This window comes from Acidovorax facilis (genome assembly GCF_050626955.1).
Classification (GTDB): domain Bacteria; phylum Pseudomonadota; class Gammaproteobacteria; order Burkholderiales; family Burkholderiaceae_C; genus Acidovorax; species Acidovorax facilis.
Genome location: NZ_CP192460.1, coordinates 5,080,487 through 5,095,087 on the forward strand (window position 1 = coordinate 5,080,487; position 14,601 = coordinate 5,095,087).

The 14,601-nt window shown below is 65.7% G+C and carries 16 protein-coding genes; 10 read left to right on the forward strand and 6 right to left on the reverse strand.

What is annotated here, in order from left to right; genetic code table 11:
- The first annotated feature begins 104 nt into the window (after positions 1–104).
- Positions 105–1,403 carry a lipase family protein gene (locus ACQ4MJ_RS23290; protein WP_218301898.1) on the forward strand — a complete coding sequence of 433 codons (1,299 nt, stop codon included), beginning with the start codon at positions 105–107 and terminating at the stop codon, positions 1,401–1,403.
- 124 nt (positions 1,404–1,527) lie between these two features.
- Here ACQ4MJ_RS23290 and ACQ4MJ_RS23295 read toward each other — a convergent pair whose 3' ends face one another.
- From ACQ4MJ_RS23295 to purE, 4 genes are all read right to left on the reverse strand, one after another.
- Positions 1,528–2,481, reverse strand: a complete 954-nt coding sequence (locus ACQ4MJ_RS23295; protein WP_055395451.1) for an SGNH/GDSL hydrolase family protein — start codon at positions 2,479–2,481, stop codon at positions 1,528–1,530.
- 76 nt (positions 2,482–2,557) lie between these two features.
- Positions 2,558–3,574 (reverse strand): L-threonylcarbamoyladenylate synthase, encoded by a 1,017-nt coding sequence (locus ACQ4MJ_RS23300; RefSeq protein WP_431151115.1) that lies wholly within the window; start codon positions 3,572–3,574, stop codon positions 2,558–2,560.
- 2 nt (positions 3,575–3,576) lie between these two features.
- On the reverse strand, positions 3,577–4,749 hold the full coding sequence (locus ACQ4MJ_RS23305; protein ID WP_431151114.1) for a 5-(carboxyamino)imidazole ribonucleotide synthase: 1,173 nt from the start codon (positions 4,747–4,749) through the stop codon (positions 3,577–3,579).
- 79 nt (positions 4,750–4,828) lie between these two features.
- Positions 4,829–5,320, reverse strand: a complete 492-nt coding sequence (gene purE / locus ACQ4MJ_RS23310) for a 5-(carboxyamino)imidazole ribonucleotide mutase (protein WP_431151112.1) — start codon at positions 5,318–5,320, stop codon at positions 4,829–4,831.
- 157 nt (positions 5,321–5,477) lie between these two features.
- Here purE and trxA point away from each other — a divergent pair, with 157 nt between their 5' ends.
- On the forward strand, positions 5,478–6,386 hold the full coding sequence (gene trxA / locus ACQ4MJ_RS23315; RefSeq protein ID WP_431151110.1) for a thioredoxin: 909 nt from the start codon (positions 5,478–5,480) through the stop codon (positions 6,384–6,386).
- A 71-nt stretch (positions 6,387–6,457) separates the two neighbouring features.
- Here trxA and ACQ4MJ_RS23320 read toward each other — a convergent pair whose 3' ends face one another.
- The gene (locus ACQ4MJ_RS23320) at positions 6,458–7,378 is read right to left on the reverse strand and encodes a phosphoribosylaminoimidazolesuccinocarboxamide synthase (protein ID WP_431151108.1); all 921 of its coding nucleotides are present in this window, start codon (positions 7,376–7,378) and stop codon (positions 6,458–6,460) included.
- Between the two features lie 271 nt (positions 7,379–7,649).
- Between ACQ4MJ_RS23320 and ACQ4MJ_RS23325 the strand changes: the two genes are divergently transcribed.
- The 4 genes from ACQ4MJ_RS23325 to hprK all read left to right on the forward strand — a co-directional run bounded on the left by ACQ4MJ_RS23325 (position 7,650) and on the right by hprK (position 11,022).
- A complete protein-coding gene (locus ACQ4MJ_RS23325) occupies positions 7,650–8,876 on the forward strand; it encodes an MFS transporter (RefSeq protein WP_431151107.1) in 1,227 nt (408 codons plus the stop codon).
- 237 nt (positions 8,877–9,113) lie between these two features.
- The gene (hpf, locus tag ACQ4MJ_RS23330; RefSeq protein ID WP_010464246.1) at positions 9,114–9,449 is read left to right on the forward strand and encodes a ribosome hibernation-promoting factor, HPF/YfiA family; all 336 of its coding nucleotides are present in this window, start codon (positions 9,114–9,116) and stop codon (positions 9,447–9,449) included.
- A gap of 113 nt (positions 9,450–9,562) precedes the next feature.
- Positions 9,563–10,030, forward strand: a complete 468-nt coding sequence (locus ACQ4MJ_RS23335) for a PTS sugar transporter subunit IIA (protein WP_055395439.1) — start codon at positions 9,563–9,565, stop codon at positions 10,028–10,030.
- Between the two features lie 35 nt (positions 10,031–10,065).
- Positions 10,066–11,022 (forward strand): HPr(Ser) kinase/phosphatase, encoded by a 957-nt coding sequence (gene hprK / locus ACQ4MJ_RS23340; RefSeq protein WP_055395437.1) that lies wholly within the window; start codon positions 10,066–10,068, stop codon positions 11,020–11,022.
- Positions 11,023–11,194: 172 nt separating this feature from the next.
- Here hprK and fur read toward each other — a convergent pair whose 3' ends face one another.
- Positions 11,195–11,614, reverse strand: a complete 420-nt coding sequence (fur, locus tag ACQ4MJ_RS23345; protein WP_431151106.1) for a ferric iron uptake transcriptional regulator — start codon at positions 11,612–11,614, stop codon at positions 11,195–11,197.
- Positions 11,615–11,703: 89 nt separating this feature from the next.
- On the opposite strand from fur, the gene ACQ4MJ_RS23350 reads away from it, so the two are divergent.
- The 4 genes from ACQ4MJ_RS23350 to ACQ4MJ_RS23365 all read left to right on the forward strand — a co-directional run bounded on the left by ACQ4MJ_RS23350 (position 11,704) and on the right by ACQ4MJ_RS23365 (position 14,561).
- Positions 11,704–12,264 carry an outer membrane protein assembly factor BamE gene (locus ACQ4MJ_RS23350; RefSeq protein ID WP_055395435.1) on the forward strand — a complete coding sequence of 187 codons (561 nt, stop codon included), beginning with the start codon at positions 11,704–11,706 and terminating at the stop codon, positions 12,262–12,264.
- Between the two features lie 81 nt (positions 12,265–12,345).
- Positions 12,346–13,191 carry a 4-hydroxy-tetrahydrodipicolinate reductase gene (gene dapB / locus ACQ4MJ_RS23355; RefSeq protein ID WP_121421477.1) on the forward strand — a complete coding sequence of 282 codons (846 nt, stop codon included), beginning with the start codon at positions 12,346–12,348 and terminating at the stop codon, positions 13,189–13,191.
- A 132-nt stretch (positions 13,192–13,323) separates the two neighbouring features.
- Positions 13,324–14,115: a MotA/TolQ/ExbB proton channel family protein gene (locus ACQ4MJ_RS23360; protein WP_121421476.1), complete on the forward strand. Its 792-nt coding sequence runs from the start codon at positions 13,324–13,326 to the stop codon at positions 14,113–14,115.
- On the forward strand, positions 14,112–14,561 hold the full coding sequence (locus tag ACQ4MJ_RS23365) for an ExbD/TolR family protein (protein WP_431151105.1): 450 nt from the start codon (positions 14,112–14,114) through the stop codon (positions 14,559–14,561). The genes ACQ4MJ_RS23360 and ACQ4MJ_RS23365 overlap by 4 nt, the downstream gene beginning before the upstream one ends.
- Positions 14,562–14,601: the final 40 nt, after the last annotated feature.

Below are 14,601 nucleotides of genomic sequence, written 5' to 3' on the forward strand. Positions count from 1 at the left end.
CCTAGGCGTCTGCCCGCTGGTTCGGTCCGCGTTATCCCCTATGGATGGTGCAGTGCAGGTGCGCGCACGATGCGTCGTTGTTTCTTGACCTGAGGTATCCATCCATGAAGTATTTCCGCCTTACCTGTGTTGCCGCTGCTGCGGTGCTGCTTGTCGCCTGCGGTGGCTCTGACGATCCAGACCGTGGCTCGCTGATCGACCCCCCTGCCGTGATGACCACGCTGACGGCTGCGCAGATCGACGCAGGCACCTCCAGCAGCGGCCTGCAGGCCATCACGGGCAAGGCGAAGTGTGATGTCAAGGTGGTGGCGCTCAACTACGCCACCGTCGGCGCCAAGGCCGGAGAGAACACCAACGCCTCGGGCGTGATGCTGGTGCCCGCTGGCAGCTGCAGCACGGCCGCACCGCTGATTGCCTACGCCAAGGGCACCGATGTGCAAAAGCCCCGCACCCTGGCCAACCCGCAGGACAACGAAACCTTCCTGCTCGCCGCCATGTACGCCGCCCAGGGCTATGCGGTGGTGGCCACCGACTACCTGGGCTTTGCCAAGTCGGGCTACAGCTACCACCCCTACCTGCATGCCGATTCGGAAGCCACCACGGTCATCGACTCGGTGCGTGCCGCGCGCAATGCAGCGGGCACCGTGGGGGCCAATCTGTCGGGCAAGGTCATGTTCACGGGCTACTCGCAGGGCGGGCACTCGTCGATGGCCGCACACCGCGCTGCCGAGCGCGACTATGGCAGCGAATTCAATGTGGTCGCAGGCGCCCACCTGGCCGGCCCTTACAACCTGTCGGGCTCGCTGCGCATTCCGGATGCGATTGCCGGGGTGCAGTTCTTCGTGCCGTATCTGGTGACGGCCTGGCAGAAGGTCTATGGCGACGTTTACACGGACGTCAAGCAGGTCTTCAAGGCACCGTACTCGGGCTACATCGAAAATCTGCTGCCCAACCCCACGATGACGTACACCACGCTGCTCACCTCGGGCACCCTGCCCGCAGGCACGCCCAACCAGGCGCGCGACGCGCTGTTCCAGTCCGCCTTCATCACGGGCTCGCAGACCAGCACCACCCACCCGCTGTACCTGGCGGCCAAGAAGAACGACCTGCTGGGCTGGAGCCCCAAGGCCCGCGTGCTGCTGTGCGGCGGCGCGGGTGACCCCACAGTGCCGCCAGCCATTCACCAGCGCGTGATGAAGGCCGACTTCGACAGCCGTGGCCTGACCAACGTGACCTCGGTCGACGTCGATGCCGCCATCCAGGCCACCTTTGGCCCGGGTGGCCAGGCCCCCACCGACCCCGCATCGGCCGCGTTTGCCACCTACTACGGCGCCTACCATGGCACCTATGAACCCCCGTTCTGCCACGCCCAGGCGCGCGCTGTGTTCGACATGGTCAAGTAAGCCAGCTGGCTTGCCACAGCAAGCCGCACAGCAAAAAGCCGACCCAAGGGTCGGCTTTTTTTGTGGGCCGCTGCCCCTGCACAGCAGCAGGCTCAGCGGCGGCTGGGGGCGAGTCAGCAGCCCCTTACCAGCGGGCGCGCAGGCGGTCGTAAGCGTAGGTGCCGAACTGGCGTTGCGCCGAGGGCGTGAGGTACACCGGGTCGGCAAACACGTAGGAGGTTTGGCTGGCGCCTGGCAGCAGCGTGGAGGCGGTGCACAGGGCAGAGTTGACCTGTCCTGCGCCGATGCCGATGCCGTTGGTGGCATCCACCGAGGTGCACACGGCCGTGGTGGCGTTGTTGAAACCGTAGTTGGCGGGCACGCCGGTGTACAGGTTCACGTAGTAGGCCAGGTCCACATACAGCGCGTTGGCACCCAGGTCCACGATGCCCACGAGCAGGCCGTCGTTGAAGCGGCTGCTCGCATCGGCCAACAGGGCTTCACGGCCAATGGTCTTGGCCCAGGGGGTCTTGCTCAGGTCGTAGGTTCCCGTCACGACCACATATTTGGCGCCTGCGGCGACCAGGCGTCGCACCTGCGCGGCCATGTCTTCACCCGCCTGGCGGGCTGCGGCCACCATGGCGGCCTCGGTCTGGGTGCCGGCCTGCACGGCGGCCATGCCGGCAATCACGTCGCTGATGCCGCCGCTCAGAAACACCACGTCACTGGCGCCAAAGCTGCCACTGGCCAAAAAGGTGTCGATCTGCTCGGTGATGGTGGGGGTGCTGGCGTTGCCTGCCGCGTCGGGCTTGATCTTCACGCGGGCATTGCCTACGGCATAGCTCTTGCCACCCGCAGAGGCGGCCGCAAGGGGCTTGCCGTAGTTGGCAGCCACCTGCAGGGTCCAGTTGTTCACGCTGCCGTCGTTAACGGTATAGCGCGTTCCTTTTTGCCCCACATCGCTGTTGGCATCGCCAAACGCGATGAAGCGCTCGGGCGCGATGGCCGATTCGGTGGTGCTGGAACCGCAGGCCGCGAGCAACGCGGCCGACGCACATGCGGCGACCAGTACGGTGCGGCGCATCCAATTTGCTGCCATGTATTTCTCCAGAAAAGTGGGGGGTAGTTTAGCGGTGCAACGTCAACGCATGTAAAGCCGCCTGGCGCGGCCGGAATCACGCTGCGGACGCACGCTGCAGTCGGTCGCGCACGCCTTCCCACTCCGGGCTGGTGGGCGGGGTCTCGATCCAGATCAGTTTCACGCCATCGTCGTCAAAGCCGCGCAGCACTGCAAACAGCTGCTGGGCCGTGGCGGTGGCGTCGTCGGGCATGCGGCGCATGACGAGCTTGGACGATTGGGTGCGCAGCGCTGCGCGGGCATACACCGCAATGTGGGCGGCGTCGGCGCCCAGCAGGTCCAGGCCGGTCTGCAGTGCCTTGGCGTCCATCAGCCGCACCTTGGCGGCGGGCGCGTAGTGCGCTTCGAGCGTGCCCGAGGCGCGGGGCGTGAGCGCGGGCATGTCGTCTTTGGACAGCGGCGCAATGCCGCAGGCCGCCCGGATCTGCTCGCGCGTGATGGCGCCGGGACGCAGCAGCACGGGCACGCCGCGCGTGCAGTCCACGATGGTGCTTTCGATGCCCACTTCGCACGGGCCGCCGTCGAGCACCAGCAGCTCGGCGCCCAGCTCGTCCTGCACGTGCCGGGCGGTGGTGGGGCTCACGCGGCCAAAGCGGTTGGCGCTGGGGGCGGCCACGCCCCACACGGGCGGGCCGCCCTGGGCGTCGCTGTCGCCGGGGGCGGCGCAGGCCAGCAGCAGGGCATGGGCCACGGGGTGGGCGGGGCAGCGCAGTCCCACGCTGTCCTGCCCGCCCGTGGCGGCGCTGGCCACGCCGGGCAGGCGCGGCAGGATGAGCGTGAGCGGGCCGGGCCAGAAGGCATCGACCAGCTTTTGCGCAAAGCTCGGCACTTCGTTGGCGAAGTGCGCAATGCCCTCGGCATTGGCCACATGCACGATCAGGGGGTGGTCGCTGGGGCGCCCCTTGGCCGCAAAGATCTGCGCCACGGCGGCATCGCTGCTGGCGTCGGCCGCCAGGCCGTACACCGTCTCAGTGGGCAGGCCGAGCAGCGCGCCGCTGCGCACGGCCCGCGCTGCGGCGGCGATGGATGCGGGCTGGGTGCCGTCAAGAATCATGGTCAGAACGGTGCGATGCCCAGCAGGGCCGCCGCCTGCAGGGCAGTGGCACGTGCTGCTTCGGGGGTGGCTGCGGTGATGTTGAGATGCCCCATCTTGCGGCCGCGTTTGGCGTCGCGCTTGCCATACAGGTGCAGGTGCGTGCCGGGCAGGGCCAGCACCTCGGCCCAGGGGGGCGTCTGCGCGGCGTCGCCGTGCGCAAACCACAGGTCGCCCAGCAGGTTGAGCATCACGGCGGGGCTGTGCTGGCGTGGCTGCGTGAGCGGCAGGCGGGCCATGGTGCGTACCTGCAGCTCGAACTGCGACACATCGCAGGCGTTCTGGCTGTAGTGGCCGCTGTTGTGTGGGCGCGGGGCGATCTCGTTCACCACCAGGCTGCCGTCCTGCAGCACAAAGAACTCCACGCAGAGCACGCCGACGTATTGCAAACCATTTGCTATCGAAACTGCAGCTGCTACCGCTTGCTGGGCAAGCGCTGGAGGCAGATTTTGTTCAAAAACCTCCGTCACCGCCAGAATCCCGTCGCGGTGCAGGTTGCGCTGCACGGGCAGGTGCACGGTGCCACCGTCGGCGCCGCGCGCCACGATCACCGAGCATTCCAGCGCCAGCGACAGCATCTTCTCCAGCACGCAGGGCACCTTGCCGACAGAGTCCCAGGCAGCGGCCAGCTCGGCGGGCGTCTTCACGCGCACCTGGCCCTTGCCGTCGTAGCCCATGCGGGCCGTCTTCAGGATGCCTGGTAACAGATCAGAAGAAACTGCAGCCAGTTGCTCCGCCGTTTCGATCACCGCATACGGCGCACAGGGCACGCCGCAGGCCACAAAGTGGGCCTTTTCGCGGGCCCTGTCCTGCGCCACCGACACAGCGCTGGCGGCAGGCGACACGGGGCGTTGCACAGCCAGTGCAGCCAGCGCGGCAGCGGGTACGTTTTCGAACTCGGTGGTCACCGCATCCGACAGGCGGGCCAGCTCGGCCAGGCCCTGCGGGTCTTCATAGTCGGTCTGGATGTGGTGGTGGCTCACCAGCCCGGCCGGGCTGGTGGGGTCGGCGTCGAGCACGGCCGTGAAGTAGCCCATGGCCTGCGCCTGGTGCACAAACATGCGGCCCAGCTGGCCGCCGCCCAGCACGCCCAGTGTGCTACCGGGCAGAAGGGGTTGATGGGTGGATTTTTTCATCGCCGGGCCGCCCCAAGATGAAAAAGCGGCCCCCTCGGGGGGCAGCGACCCGCGCAGCGGTGGAGCGTGGGGGTCGTGTTCATGCGGGCGGCAGGGTCATGTTGCGGGCCACTTCCGTCTGCTCGGCACGGAATGCTTCCAGGCGCTGGCGCAGTTCGAGGCTTTCGTTGGCCAGCAGGGCCACGGCGAACAGGGCCGCATTGGCAGCGCCCGCCGTGCCGATGGCGAACGTGGCCACGGGGATGCCCTTGGGCATCTGCACGATGCTGTACAGCGAATCCACACCCTGCAGGTGGCGGCTGGCCACGGGCACGCCCAGCACGGGCACGGTGGTCTTGGCGGCAATCATGCCGGGCAGGTGGGCGGCGCCACCGGCGCCCGCGATGATGGCTTTGAGGCCCCGGCCCGCTGCGGCCTCGGCGTAGGCAAACATGTCGTCGGGCATGCGGTGGGCCGAGACCACGCGGGCCTCGTGCGCGATGCCGAACTGTTCAAGAATCTGCACTGCATGCTGCATGGTGTCCCAGTCGCTGCTGGAACCCATGACCACGCCGATCTGGATGGGTTTCATGGTGTGGAGGGCGCTGGCGGGCAGGTTGCGCCTGCTTTGCCGCTGTAGGTGGAACCCGCGATTTTACTTTTTGCGCCTCCCTTCCCGGCATGGGGCTGTTTCGATGGGCCAAAATAGCGCGCAAACCGCTCCACAGGCCCCTGGCCTCCACACCGCCATGATTGACGTCACCGTAGAAAATTTTGAAACCGAGGTGGTTGCTGCCTCGATGAACGTGCCCGTGCTGGTGGACTTCTGGGCGCCCTGGTGTGGCCCCTGCAAGTCGCTGGGGCCGGTGCTGGAAAAGCTGGAGACCGACTACGCGGGCCGCTTCAAGCTGGTCAAGATCGATTCGGACCAGGAGCAGCAGTTGGCGGGCATGTTCGGCATCCGCAGCATTCCCACCTGCGTGCTGCTCATGAATGGCCAGCCCGTGGATGGCTTCATGGGCGCCCTGCCCGAAGGCCAGGTGCGCGCCTTCCTGGACAAGCACATCCCCACCGCCGAAGAACTGGTGGCGGAAATCGAGGAAGAAGAAGCCCAGGACGCCCTGGCCGAAGGCGACACCAGTACCGCGCTGGAGAAGCTGCAGCACGCCGTGGTGACCGATCCTTCCAATGACGACGCGCGCTTCGACTACGTCAAGCTGCTGCTGCAGTTGCGTCGCGAGGACGACGCCAAGGTCGCCTTTGCCCCCGTCATCGCCAAGGCCGCAGCCTCGCGCAAGCTGGGTGCGTTGAAAGCCTGGATGGATGCTATTGATTTCGTAGCTTCTAACGCTTATGGGGAAGGCGCTGGTGCCGATTTTGATGCAAAAATCGCCGCCAACAAGCGCGACTTTGACACCCGCTACGCCCGCGCCCGCTGGCTCATGGCCGACCAGCGCTGGACGGACGCCATGGACGAACTGCTCGAAATCCTCATGCGCGACAAGGCCTGGGGCGAAGAGGCCGCCCGCAAGACCTATGTGGCCATCCTTGAAATCATCGAGCCGCCCAAGGTGAAGGTGGCCGACGGCCAGATCCCACCCGACGACCCGGTGGTGGCGACCTACCGGCGCCGACTCTCCAGCGTCGTGCTGAGCTGAGCGGGGTCTGACGCGCCAAAAAGCAAAGGCCCGTGAAGGGCCTTTGCTTTTGTACAGAACAGACGGAGGCGTCAGGCTGTCAGCCGTTCCAGCGCTTCGCGGTACTTGGCGGCGGTTTTTTCGATCACTTCACGCGGCAGGCGGGGTGCGGGCGCGGTCTTGTCCCAGGGCTTGCCGTTCACCTGGGCCTGCTCCAGCCAGTCGCGCACGAACTGCTTGTCGTAGCTCGGCGGGTTTTGGCCGGCAGCGAGAGCCGCTTCATAGCCTTCCACGGGCCAGTAGCGCGAGCTGTCGGGCGTGAGCACTTCGTCCATCAGCACCAGCGTGCCATCGGGCGCCAGGCCAAACTCGAACTTGGTGTCGGCAATGATCATGCCTTTGGCGAGCGCGATGTCGGCAGCAGCCTTGTAGATCTCAATGCTCAGGTCGCGGATGCGGGTGGCGAGCTGAAGGCCAATCATCTCCACCGTGCGCTCGAACGTGATGTTTTCATCGTGCTCGCCCGCAGCGGCCTTGGCGGCTGGGGTGTAGATGGGCTCGGGCAGCTTGGCGGCATTGGTCAGCCCTTCTGGCAGGGGTACCCCGCACACCGCGCGTGATTCCTGGTATTCCTTCCAGCCGCTGCCGGCCAGGTAGCCGCGCACCACGGCTTCGACTGGAATGGGCTGCAGCCGCTGCACCAGCATGGACCGGCCACGGATCTGCGGGGCTTCTTCCGGAGACACCACACTTTCCGGCGCGTCGCCCGTCAGGTGGTTGGGGCAGATATCCCCGAGCTTGTCGAACCAGAACAGCGCCATCTGCGTGAGCAACTCGCCCTTGCCCGGGATGGGCTCGCCCATGATCACGTCAAAGGCCGACAGGCGGTCGCTGGCCACCATCAGGATGCGGTCGTCGCCCACGGCGTAGTTGTCGCGCACCTTGCCGCGTGCCAGCAGGGGCAGCGATGTCAGGGCGGAGGTGTGCAGGGCGTTGGAGCTGGGCTGGGTCATGGTGTCGGTGTGGGCGATCGATGTGCGCTGCAGGCAGGCCGCAAAACGGGGAGTGAAGCGCGGGAGCTGGTGAAGTCTTCAAGTGCGTGCGCGCAACCTTTGGATTTTACGCGCGGGTCTGACGCGTGTCTGCGGCAAGGGCTCGGTGGGGGCTTGGCAGGGGCATGTACCGGCGTGCATGAGGGCGCTAGTGCGGACCTGCGCGCTCGGTGAGCTTGCGGCACACTGTGTGGCCCTGAATCTGACAGCGCCACCTTTGGCCGCGCCCCCTGTGCCCTCCACCTCTGCGCTCACTCCCCGCCGCGAACTTTGGCTGCTGCTCACCCTGGCGGGCATTCAGTTCACCCACATCCTTGACTTCATGATCATGATGCCGCTGGGGCCCCGGTTCACGCAGCTGTTTTCCATCAGCGACGCGCAGTTCGGGCTGCTGGTGTCGGCCTACACGCTGTCGGCTGGGGTTTCGGGGTTGCTGGCCTCCACCTACATCGACCGGTTCGGGCGCAAGCGGCTGCTGCTGGTCCTCTACGTCCTGTTTGGGCTGGCCACACTGGCCTGTGGCGTGGCGCCCACCTACGGCACGCTCATGGTGGCGCGCGTTTTGGCGGGGGCATTCGGGGGTGTCTTGTCGGCCCTGTCGCAAACCATCGTGGCTGACGTGATCCCGTTCGAGCGGCGCGGCCGTGCGATGGGCATCGTGATGACCTCGTTCTCGGTATCGACCGTGGCCGGTGTTCCGCTGGGGCTGATTCTTGCCGAGGTGGGCGGCTGGAACATGCCGTTCATTGCGATTGCCGCGATGGTGGGGCTGCTGGCCGTGCTGGCGGCGCGCACCATGCCGGCGATGACGGCCCATGTGCAGGCGGCCAGCGGCAGAACGGCGTTGGGCGGCATCGGACAAGTGCTTGCCGACCCGAACCATCGCTGGGCGTTCCTGTTCTCCGCGTTGCTCATGTTTACAGGTTTTACGGTGATTCCCTACATCACCATCTACATGCAGACCAATGCCGGTGTGCGGGCCGACCAGATTCCGGTGGCCTACCTGTGTGGAGGTGTCGCGACCCTGTTCACCGCGCGCCTGTTTGGCCGGTTGACGGACCGGCGCGGCAAGGTGCGAACCTTTCGCTGGCTGGCCCTGGCTGCGGCGCCCTGCCTGCTGGGCATCACGCTGGTGCAGGGGCTGCCGCTGTGGGGCGTGCTGGCGGTGTCCACCCTGATGTTTGCCTTTGTGAGTGGCCGGATGATTCCCGGCATGGCCATCGTGGCCTCTGCGGCGCAGGCACCGCTGCGCGGTACCTTCATGACCTTGAATGCATCGGTGCAGTCTGCGGCCATGGGGGCGGCGTCTTTGGTGGGCGGGATGCTGATCAGCCGCGACGCGCAGGGACTGGTGCAGAACTACTGGATGGCGGCGCTGGTGGGTATTGCCGCGAGCCTGCTGTCGATGGTGGTGGCAGGGCGGTTGACGCTGCATGGCGCAGCGCCTTCGGCACGCTGAGCAACTGCCGACTGGCGGGGCGTGTGCTCCCCGGCAACTCAGCCATTGTGCGCGCTTTTTGGGGGCTTGGCACCTTGGCGGGCATAACCCAGCGGGTCGGGGCGGAATGGGATTGCTTTTCAGGAAGGGCGGGGGCATAGTGACTTCACGTCAACGGGATGCATCCAAGTTCGCCGGGCCGCTCCTCTGATCCAGGGCGGCGCTTCTTCCACAGAGAGTGTTACAGGAGACTTATTTATGAACCTGACGATCAGCGGTCACCACCTCGAAGTTACCCCAGCCTTGCGCAACTACGTCACCACCAAGCTGGACCGGATCACCCGCCATTTTGACCAAGTTGTCGACGTCAAGGTACTGCTGACGGTAGAGAAGCAAAAGGAGAAGGAAAAGCGGCAGCGAGCGGAATGCAATATCCATGTGAAGGGCAACGACCTGTTTGCCGAAAGCTCCCACGCCGACCTGTATGCTGCCGTGGATGAACTGGTCGACAAGATGGACCGTCAGGTGGTGCGCCACAAGGATCGCCTGCAGGACCACCACCACGAAGCCGCCAAGCGCGAACTGCACGCTTGATGCGCCAGCCCTGAGCCTGGCACAGCAGCCGCCCCTTTCGGGCGGTTTTTTTGTTGCCCACAGCGCCGCGCTCAGGGTTTTCGCCAATATGTGCATAATTGTTACCCTTGACCATGAACCGACTCGCCTCCATCCTGCCCTCCGCTCAAGTGCTTGTGAGCGTTGACGCCACCAGCAAGAAGCGTGCTTTTGAAGAAGCGGGTCTGCTGTTCGAGAGCCAGCACGGTCTCTCGCGCGCGTTGATCACCGACAGCCTCTTTGCGCGTGAACGCCTGGGCTCCACCGGTCTGGGCCATGGCGTGGCCATTCCCCACGGGCGCATCAAGGGCCTCAAGGCACCGATGGCTGCCGTGTTCCAGCTGCTGAACCCCATCGGGTTCGATGCGCCAGACGAATTGCCTGTGGGCCTGCTGATTTTTCTGCTGGTGCCTGAAGCCGCCACACAGAAGCACCTCGAAATCCTCTCCGAGATTGCCGAACTGCTCAGCGATTCGGCCCTGCGTGAAAGGCTCAAGGCCTGCACCGATGCTGCCGAACTGCACGGCATGATTGCCGGCTGGCAGTCCACGCAAACGGCCTGAGCCTGTCTGGCGCTGCGCACTTTCGCTGATTCGCCGTGAAGCCCAATGTTGTCAGCGCCGATGTTCTGTTTGAGGAATTTCGCGGCCCCCTGAAGTGGGAGTGGGTGGCCGGGCTGGGCGCTTCCGAGCGGCGCTTTGACGAAGTGGCCGTGCGGTCCGCGCGCTCCGGGGCCGATCTGGTCGGCTACCTCAATTACATCCATCCCTACCGCGTCCAGATCCTGGGCGAGCGCGAGATTGCCTATCTGAGCAGCGCGTCTCCCGACGATTGCAAGCGTCGCATTGCCCGCATCGTGACGCTGGAGCCGCCCGTGCTGGTGCTGGCCGACGACCAGACCGCCCCCGATGCGCTGGTGTCGATGTGCGAACGCGCGCAGATCCCGATGTTCTCCACGCACGAGTCCTCGGCGTTTGTGATCGACGTGCTGCGTGCCTACCTGTCCAAGCACTTTGCCGACCGCACCACGATGCACGGCGTGTTCATGGACATTCTCGGCCTGGGGGTGCTGATCACCGGCGAATCTGGCCTGGGGAAAAGCGAGCTGGGCCTGGAGCTGATTTCGCGCGGCAACGGCCTGGTGGCCGACGACGCGGTGGACCTGTACCGCATCAACCAGACCACCATCGAGGGCAAGTGCCCCGATCTGCTGCAGAACCTGCTGGAAGTGCGCGGCATCGGTCTGCTCGATATCCGTGCCATCTTTGGCGAGACGGCGGTGCGCCGCAAGATGCGTCTCAAACTCATCGTGCACCTGGTGCGCAAGGAGACCCTGGAGCGCGACTACGAGCGCCTGCCCTATGAGCCACTCACGCAAGACGTGCTGGGCGTGCCGGTGCTCAAGGTGGTGATCCAGGTGGTGGCCGGCCGCAACATCGCCGTGCTGGTCGAAGCCGCCGTGCGCAACACCATCCTGCAACTGCGCGGCATCGACACCTATCAAGAGTTTGTCGAGCGCCATCGCCGCGCCATGGAGCGCGATACAGGCGGCTAGTATGCTGCGTATTTGATAGCTGCCGGCGCTTGGCAGGCAGGCGCTACAGCCAATTTAGGTTCTCAGATGCTGCCAAACTGGCGCGCGCCAATACCAGTGCACCCGTGGAACCGGCTTCGCCGGGCCGCCGGGTGCGTCCCCCTTGGGGGAAGGCGCGCAGCGCCTCAGGGGGTCAACTCTTCTTTGCGCAGGCAGCGCACTGGCCATACAGGGCCATGGTGTGGTCCTGCACCAGCCAGCCCTTGGCCTTGGCCACGGCCTGCTGGCGTTTTTCAATCTCGGGGTCGTAGAACTCCTCCACCTTGCCGCACGACGTGCAGATGAAGTGGTCGTGGTGCTGCCCTTCGTTGAGTTCGTACACCGCCTTGCCGCTCTCGAAATTGCTGCGGATCAGGATGCTGGCCTGCTCGAACTGCGTGAGCACGCGGTAGACCGTGGCCAGGCCAATGTCCGAACGCTCTTCCAGCAGCACGCGGAACACATCTTCGGCCGTCATGTGGCGTTGCTCGCCTTTCTGGAAGATCTCCAGAATCTTCAGGCGGGGCAGCGTGGCCTTGAGTCCCGTGCTTTTGAGTTCGTCGATGTTGGTCATGGCATGGTCTTTCGGGATGCGGGCCTCGGCCTCAAGGTCAGAAGGCCTGCCGCTACAATGGGGCGATCATATCCTCAGCCCTTTTACCCATGCCCGTCAAAGCCCGTTGCAGCGCCCGCCTGGGCCTGGTCCTTTTGGTCGGTGCCAGTGTGGCCGCCCTGGCCGGTTGCAGTAGCCTGGATGGTGCCAGTACCCGCATTGCCAGCATTGTCACTCCCTACAAAATCGATGTGGTGCAGGGCAATTTTGTGTCGCGCGAGCAGGTCGAGGCGCTCCAGCCCGGCATGAGCCGCCAGCAGGTGCGTGAAATCCTCGGTACGCCGCTGGTCACCAGCCTGTTCCATGCAGACCGCTGGGAATACGTGTTCACGCTCAAGCGCCCCGGTGAAGAAGCCCAGACCCGCAAGCTGACCGTGTATTTCAAGGGCGATGGGTTGGACCGCTCCGAAGGCGATCCCATGCCCACAGAGACCGAGTTCGTGGCCACACTGGGCTCGCGTGGCTCCAAAAGCAAGGTGCCTGTGCTGGAGGCCACACCGGAGCAACTGGCCCGCTACCCTGCGTCGCAACGGCCATCTGCCTCCCCGACAGCGCCCCCGCTGGAGCCTGCTTCTGTCAGCTACCCGCCGCTGGAAGCGCCAGCACGCTGATTTTCGCGATCTGGCCGGTGGGGCAACGGGTAGATCGATGCCCGCCTCACTTCAAAGCCAACGACAACGTACAGGACACTCATGACAGGGACCCCTTCGCCTGCCCCCGCATCCACGCCCTCGCGCCCCCTTCGTGTTGCCGTTGCCGGTGCATCCGGTCGCATGGGCCGCATGCTGATCGAGGCCCTTCGCGCCAGTGATGACTGTGTGCTGGCAGGCGCGCTGGACGTGCCGTCCAGCCCCGGCATCGGTTCGGATGCCACCGCGTTTCTGGGCCATGCCAGCGGTGTTGCCATCACCGCCGACATTGCTGCGGGCCTGAAAAACGCCGACGTTCTGATTGATTTCACACGCCCTGAGGGCACCCTGGCCCACCTGGCCGTGTGCTGCGAACTCGGGGTAAAAGCCGTGGTGGGTACCACGGGCTTCACCGATGCGCAGAAGGCCGAGATTGCCGTCTTTGCCCAGCGCACCGCCATCGTCATGGCGCCCAACATGAGCGTGGGCGTGAACGTCACCCTCAAGCTGCTGCAGATGGCGGCCAAGGCCATGGCCACGGGCTACGATATCGAGATCATCGAAGCCCACCATCGCCACAAGGTGGATGCGCCCTCGGGCACCGCGCTCAAGATGGGCGAGGTGATTGCCGACGCCATGGGGCGCGACCTCAAGGAATGTGGCGTGTACGCCCGCGAAGGTGTGACCGGCGAGCGCGACCCGTCGAGCATCGGTTTCGCCACCATCCGGGGTGGTGACATCGTGGGCGATCACACCGTGCTGTTCGCGGGCATCGGCGAGCGCATCGAGATCACGCACAAGTCTTCCAGTCGCTCCACCTACGCACAGGGCAGCCTGCGGGCGGTGCGGTTCCTCGCTGGGCACAAGACGGGCATGTTCGACATGTTCGACGTGCTCGGTCTGCAATGAGAAACCCCCTGAGATGCTTCGCATCTTCCCCTTACAGGGGGACGCCACCCGTGGCCTGGCGAAGCCAGTTCCACGGTGGCACTGGCTTCGGGCGCGCCAGTTGCGGGCGATGCGCCAAATAGCGAGGTATTGATGGACGCTCTCCACTGGTGGCGCCAGGGCGACGCCGTCACGCAGGGTGCCGCACTGGTGCTCCTGGCCATGTCGGTGGCAAGCTGGGTGGTCATCGTCTGGAAGCTGCGGCTCATGCGCCAGGCCAGTGCCGACGTGGCCCGCTGCACTGCGGCGTTCTGGCAGGCGCCATCCATGGAGGTTGCAGCACAACGTTTGCAGTCTTTTGACCGCGCTGCGCTGGTCTTGCCTCTGGTGGTTGCTGCAAATTCAATAGCAAATCATTCTCTGCCCGATGCCCCGGCCTCATTGGCCAGCGCGGGCAGCCTGTCTCAGCGGTTGACCCGGGTGCTGCGCGATGCCCTGCATGGCGTGCTGGGGCGCCTGCAGTTTGGCCAGGTGCTGCTCGCCACGGTGGGCTCCACCGCGCCGTTCGTGGGGCTGCTGGGCACCGTGTGGGGCATCTACCATGCGCTGACGGCCATGGCGGGCGCGGGCCAGATCACCATCGACCGCGTCTCCGGCCCCGTGGGCGAGGCCCTCGTCATGACGGCGGCCGGGCTGGCCGTGGCCATCCCCGCCGTGCTGGCCTACAACGTGTTTGGGCGGCTGATCGGCCGCATCGAGGCGGACCTGGAAGGGTTTGCGCGCGACCTGCGCGAACTGGTCATTGACACGGCGGCACTCCAGAGTTTGGCAGGCACCACGGAAGGTCTGAGCAATGCGAGCCGACCCGCCGCCGGGCCGCCCCAAGGCGGGTCAGCCCCCATGGGGGGCAGCGAACCACGCGCAGCGGGGAGCGTGGGGGCATGAGTTTCGGCAGACTCGAACGCACCACCGGGCCACAGCCCATGAGCGACATCAACATGACGCCGCTGGTCGATGTGATGCTGGTGCTGGTGGTCATCTTCATCCTCACGGCACCGCTGCTGGCCAGTTCCATCCGGCTCGACCTGCCACGCTCCGAGGGCGCCACGCCCGGTAGTGCGCCGCAGTTCGTTACCCTTGTGGTCGATGCGTCGGGCCAAGCCTTTCTGGACGACCAGCCGCTGTCGCAGAGCGCGTTGGCTGAGCGCCTGCGCAGCATCGGCGCCGAACGGCCCGACACCGAAATCCAGCTGCGCGCTGACGCCGCAGTGCCCTATGGGCGCGTGGTCGAGGTCATGGGCGCAGCGCATCTGGCCGGGCTGCAGCGCATCGGCTTTGTGGCCGAGCCACCGGCCGCAGGCGCGCCATCTGCCCCTGCCAAGGCCCCCTGAAACCGCCGTGCGCTGCCGTGCCAGCCGTTCTGCGCAGGCC

Coding starts and splice junctions, on each gene's coding strand:
- ACQ4MJ_RS23290 (WP_218301898.1), top strand. CDS start 105: ATGAAGTATTTCCGCCTTACCTGTGTTGCCGCTGCTGCGGTGCTGCTT.
- ACQ4MJ_RS23295 (WP_055395451.1), bottom strand. CDS start 2,481: ATGGCAGCAAATTGGATGCGCCGCACCGTACTGGTCGCCGCATGTGCG.
- ACQ4MJ_RS23300 (WP_431151115.1), bottom strand. CDS start 3,574: ATGATTCTTGACGGCACCCAGCCCGCATCCATCGCCGCCGCAGCGCGG.
- ACQ4MJ_RS23305 (WP_431151114.1), bottom strand. CDS start 4,749: ATGAAAAAATCCACCCATCAACCCCTTCTGCCCGGTAGCACACTGGGC.
- purE (WP_431151112.1), bottom strand. CDS start 5,320: ATGAAACCCATCCAGATCGGCGTGGTCATGGGTTCCAGCAGCGACTGG.
- trxA (WP_431151110.1), top strand. CDS start 5,478: ATGATTGACGTCACCGTAGAAAATTTTGAAACCGAGGTGGTTGCTGCC.
- ACQ4MJ_RS23320 (WP_431151108.1), bottom strand. CDS start 7,378: ATGACCCAGCCCAGCTCCAACGCCCTGCACACCTCCGCCCTGACATCG.
- hpf (WP_010464246.1), top strand. CDS start 9,114: ATGAACCTGACGATCAGCGGTCACCACCTCGAAGTTACCCCAGCCTTG.
- ACQ4MJ_RS23335 (WP_055395439.1), top strand. CDS start 9,563: ATGAACCGACTCGCCTCCATCCTGCCCTCCGCTCAAGTGCTTGTGAGC.
- fur (WP_431151106.1), bottom strand. CDS start 11,614: ATGACCAACATCGACGAACTCAAAAGCACGGGACTCAAGGCCACGCTG.
- ACQ4MJ_RS23350 (WP_055395435.1), top strand. CDS start 11,704: ATGCCCGTCAAAGCCCGTTGCAGCGCCCGCCTGGGCCTGGTCCTTTTG.
- dapB (WP_121421477.1), top strand. CDS start 12,346: ATGACAGGGACCCCTTCGCCTGCCCCCGCATCCACGCCCTCGCGCCCC.
- ACQ4MJ_RS23360 (WP_121421476.1), top strand. CDS start 13,324: ATGGACGCTCTCCACTGGTGGCGCCAGGGCGACGCCGTCACGCAGGGT.
- ACQ4MJ_RS23365 (WP_431151105.1), top strand. CDS start 14,112: ATGAGTTTCGGCAGACTCGAACGCACCACCGGGCCACAGCCCATGAGC.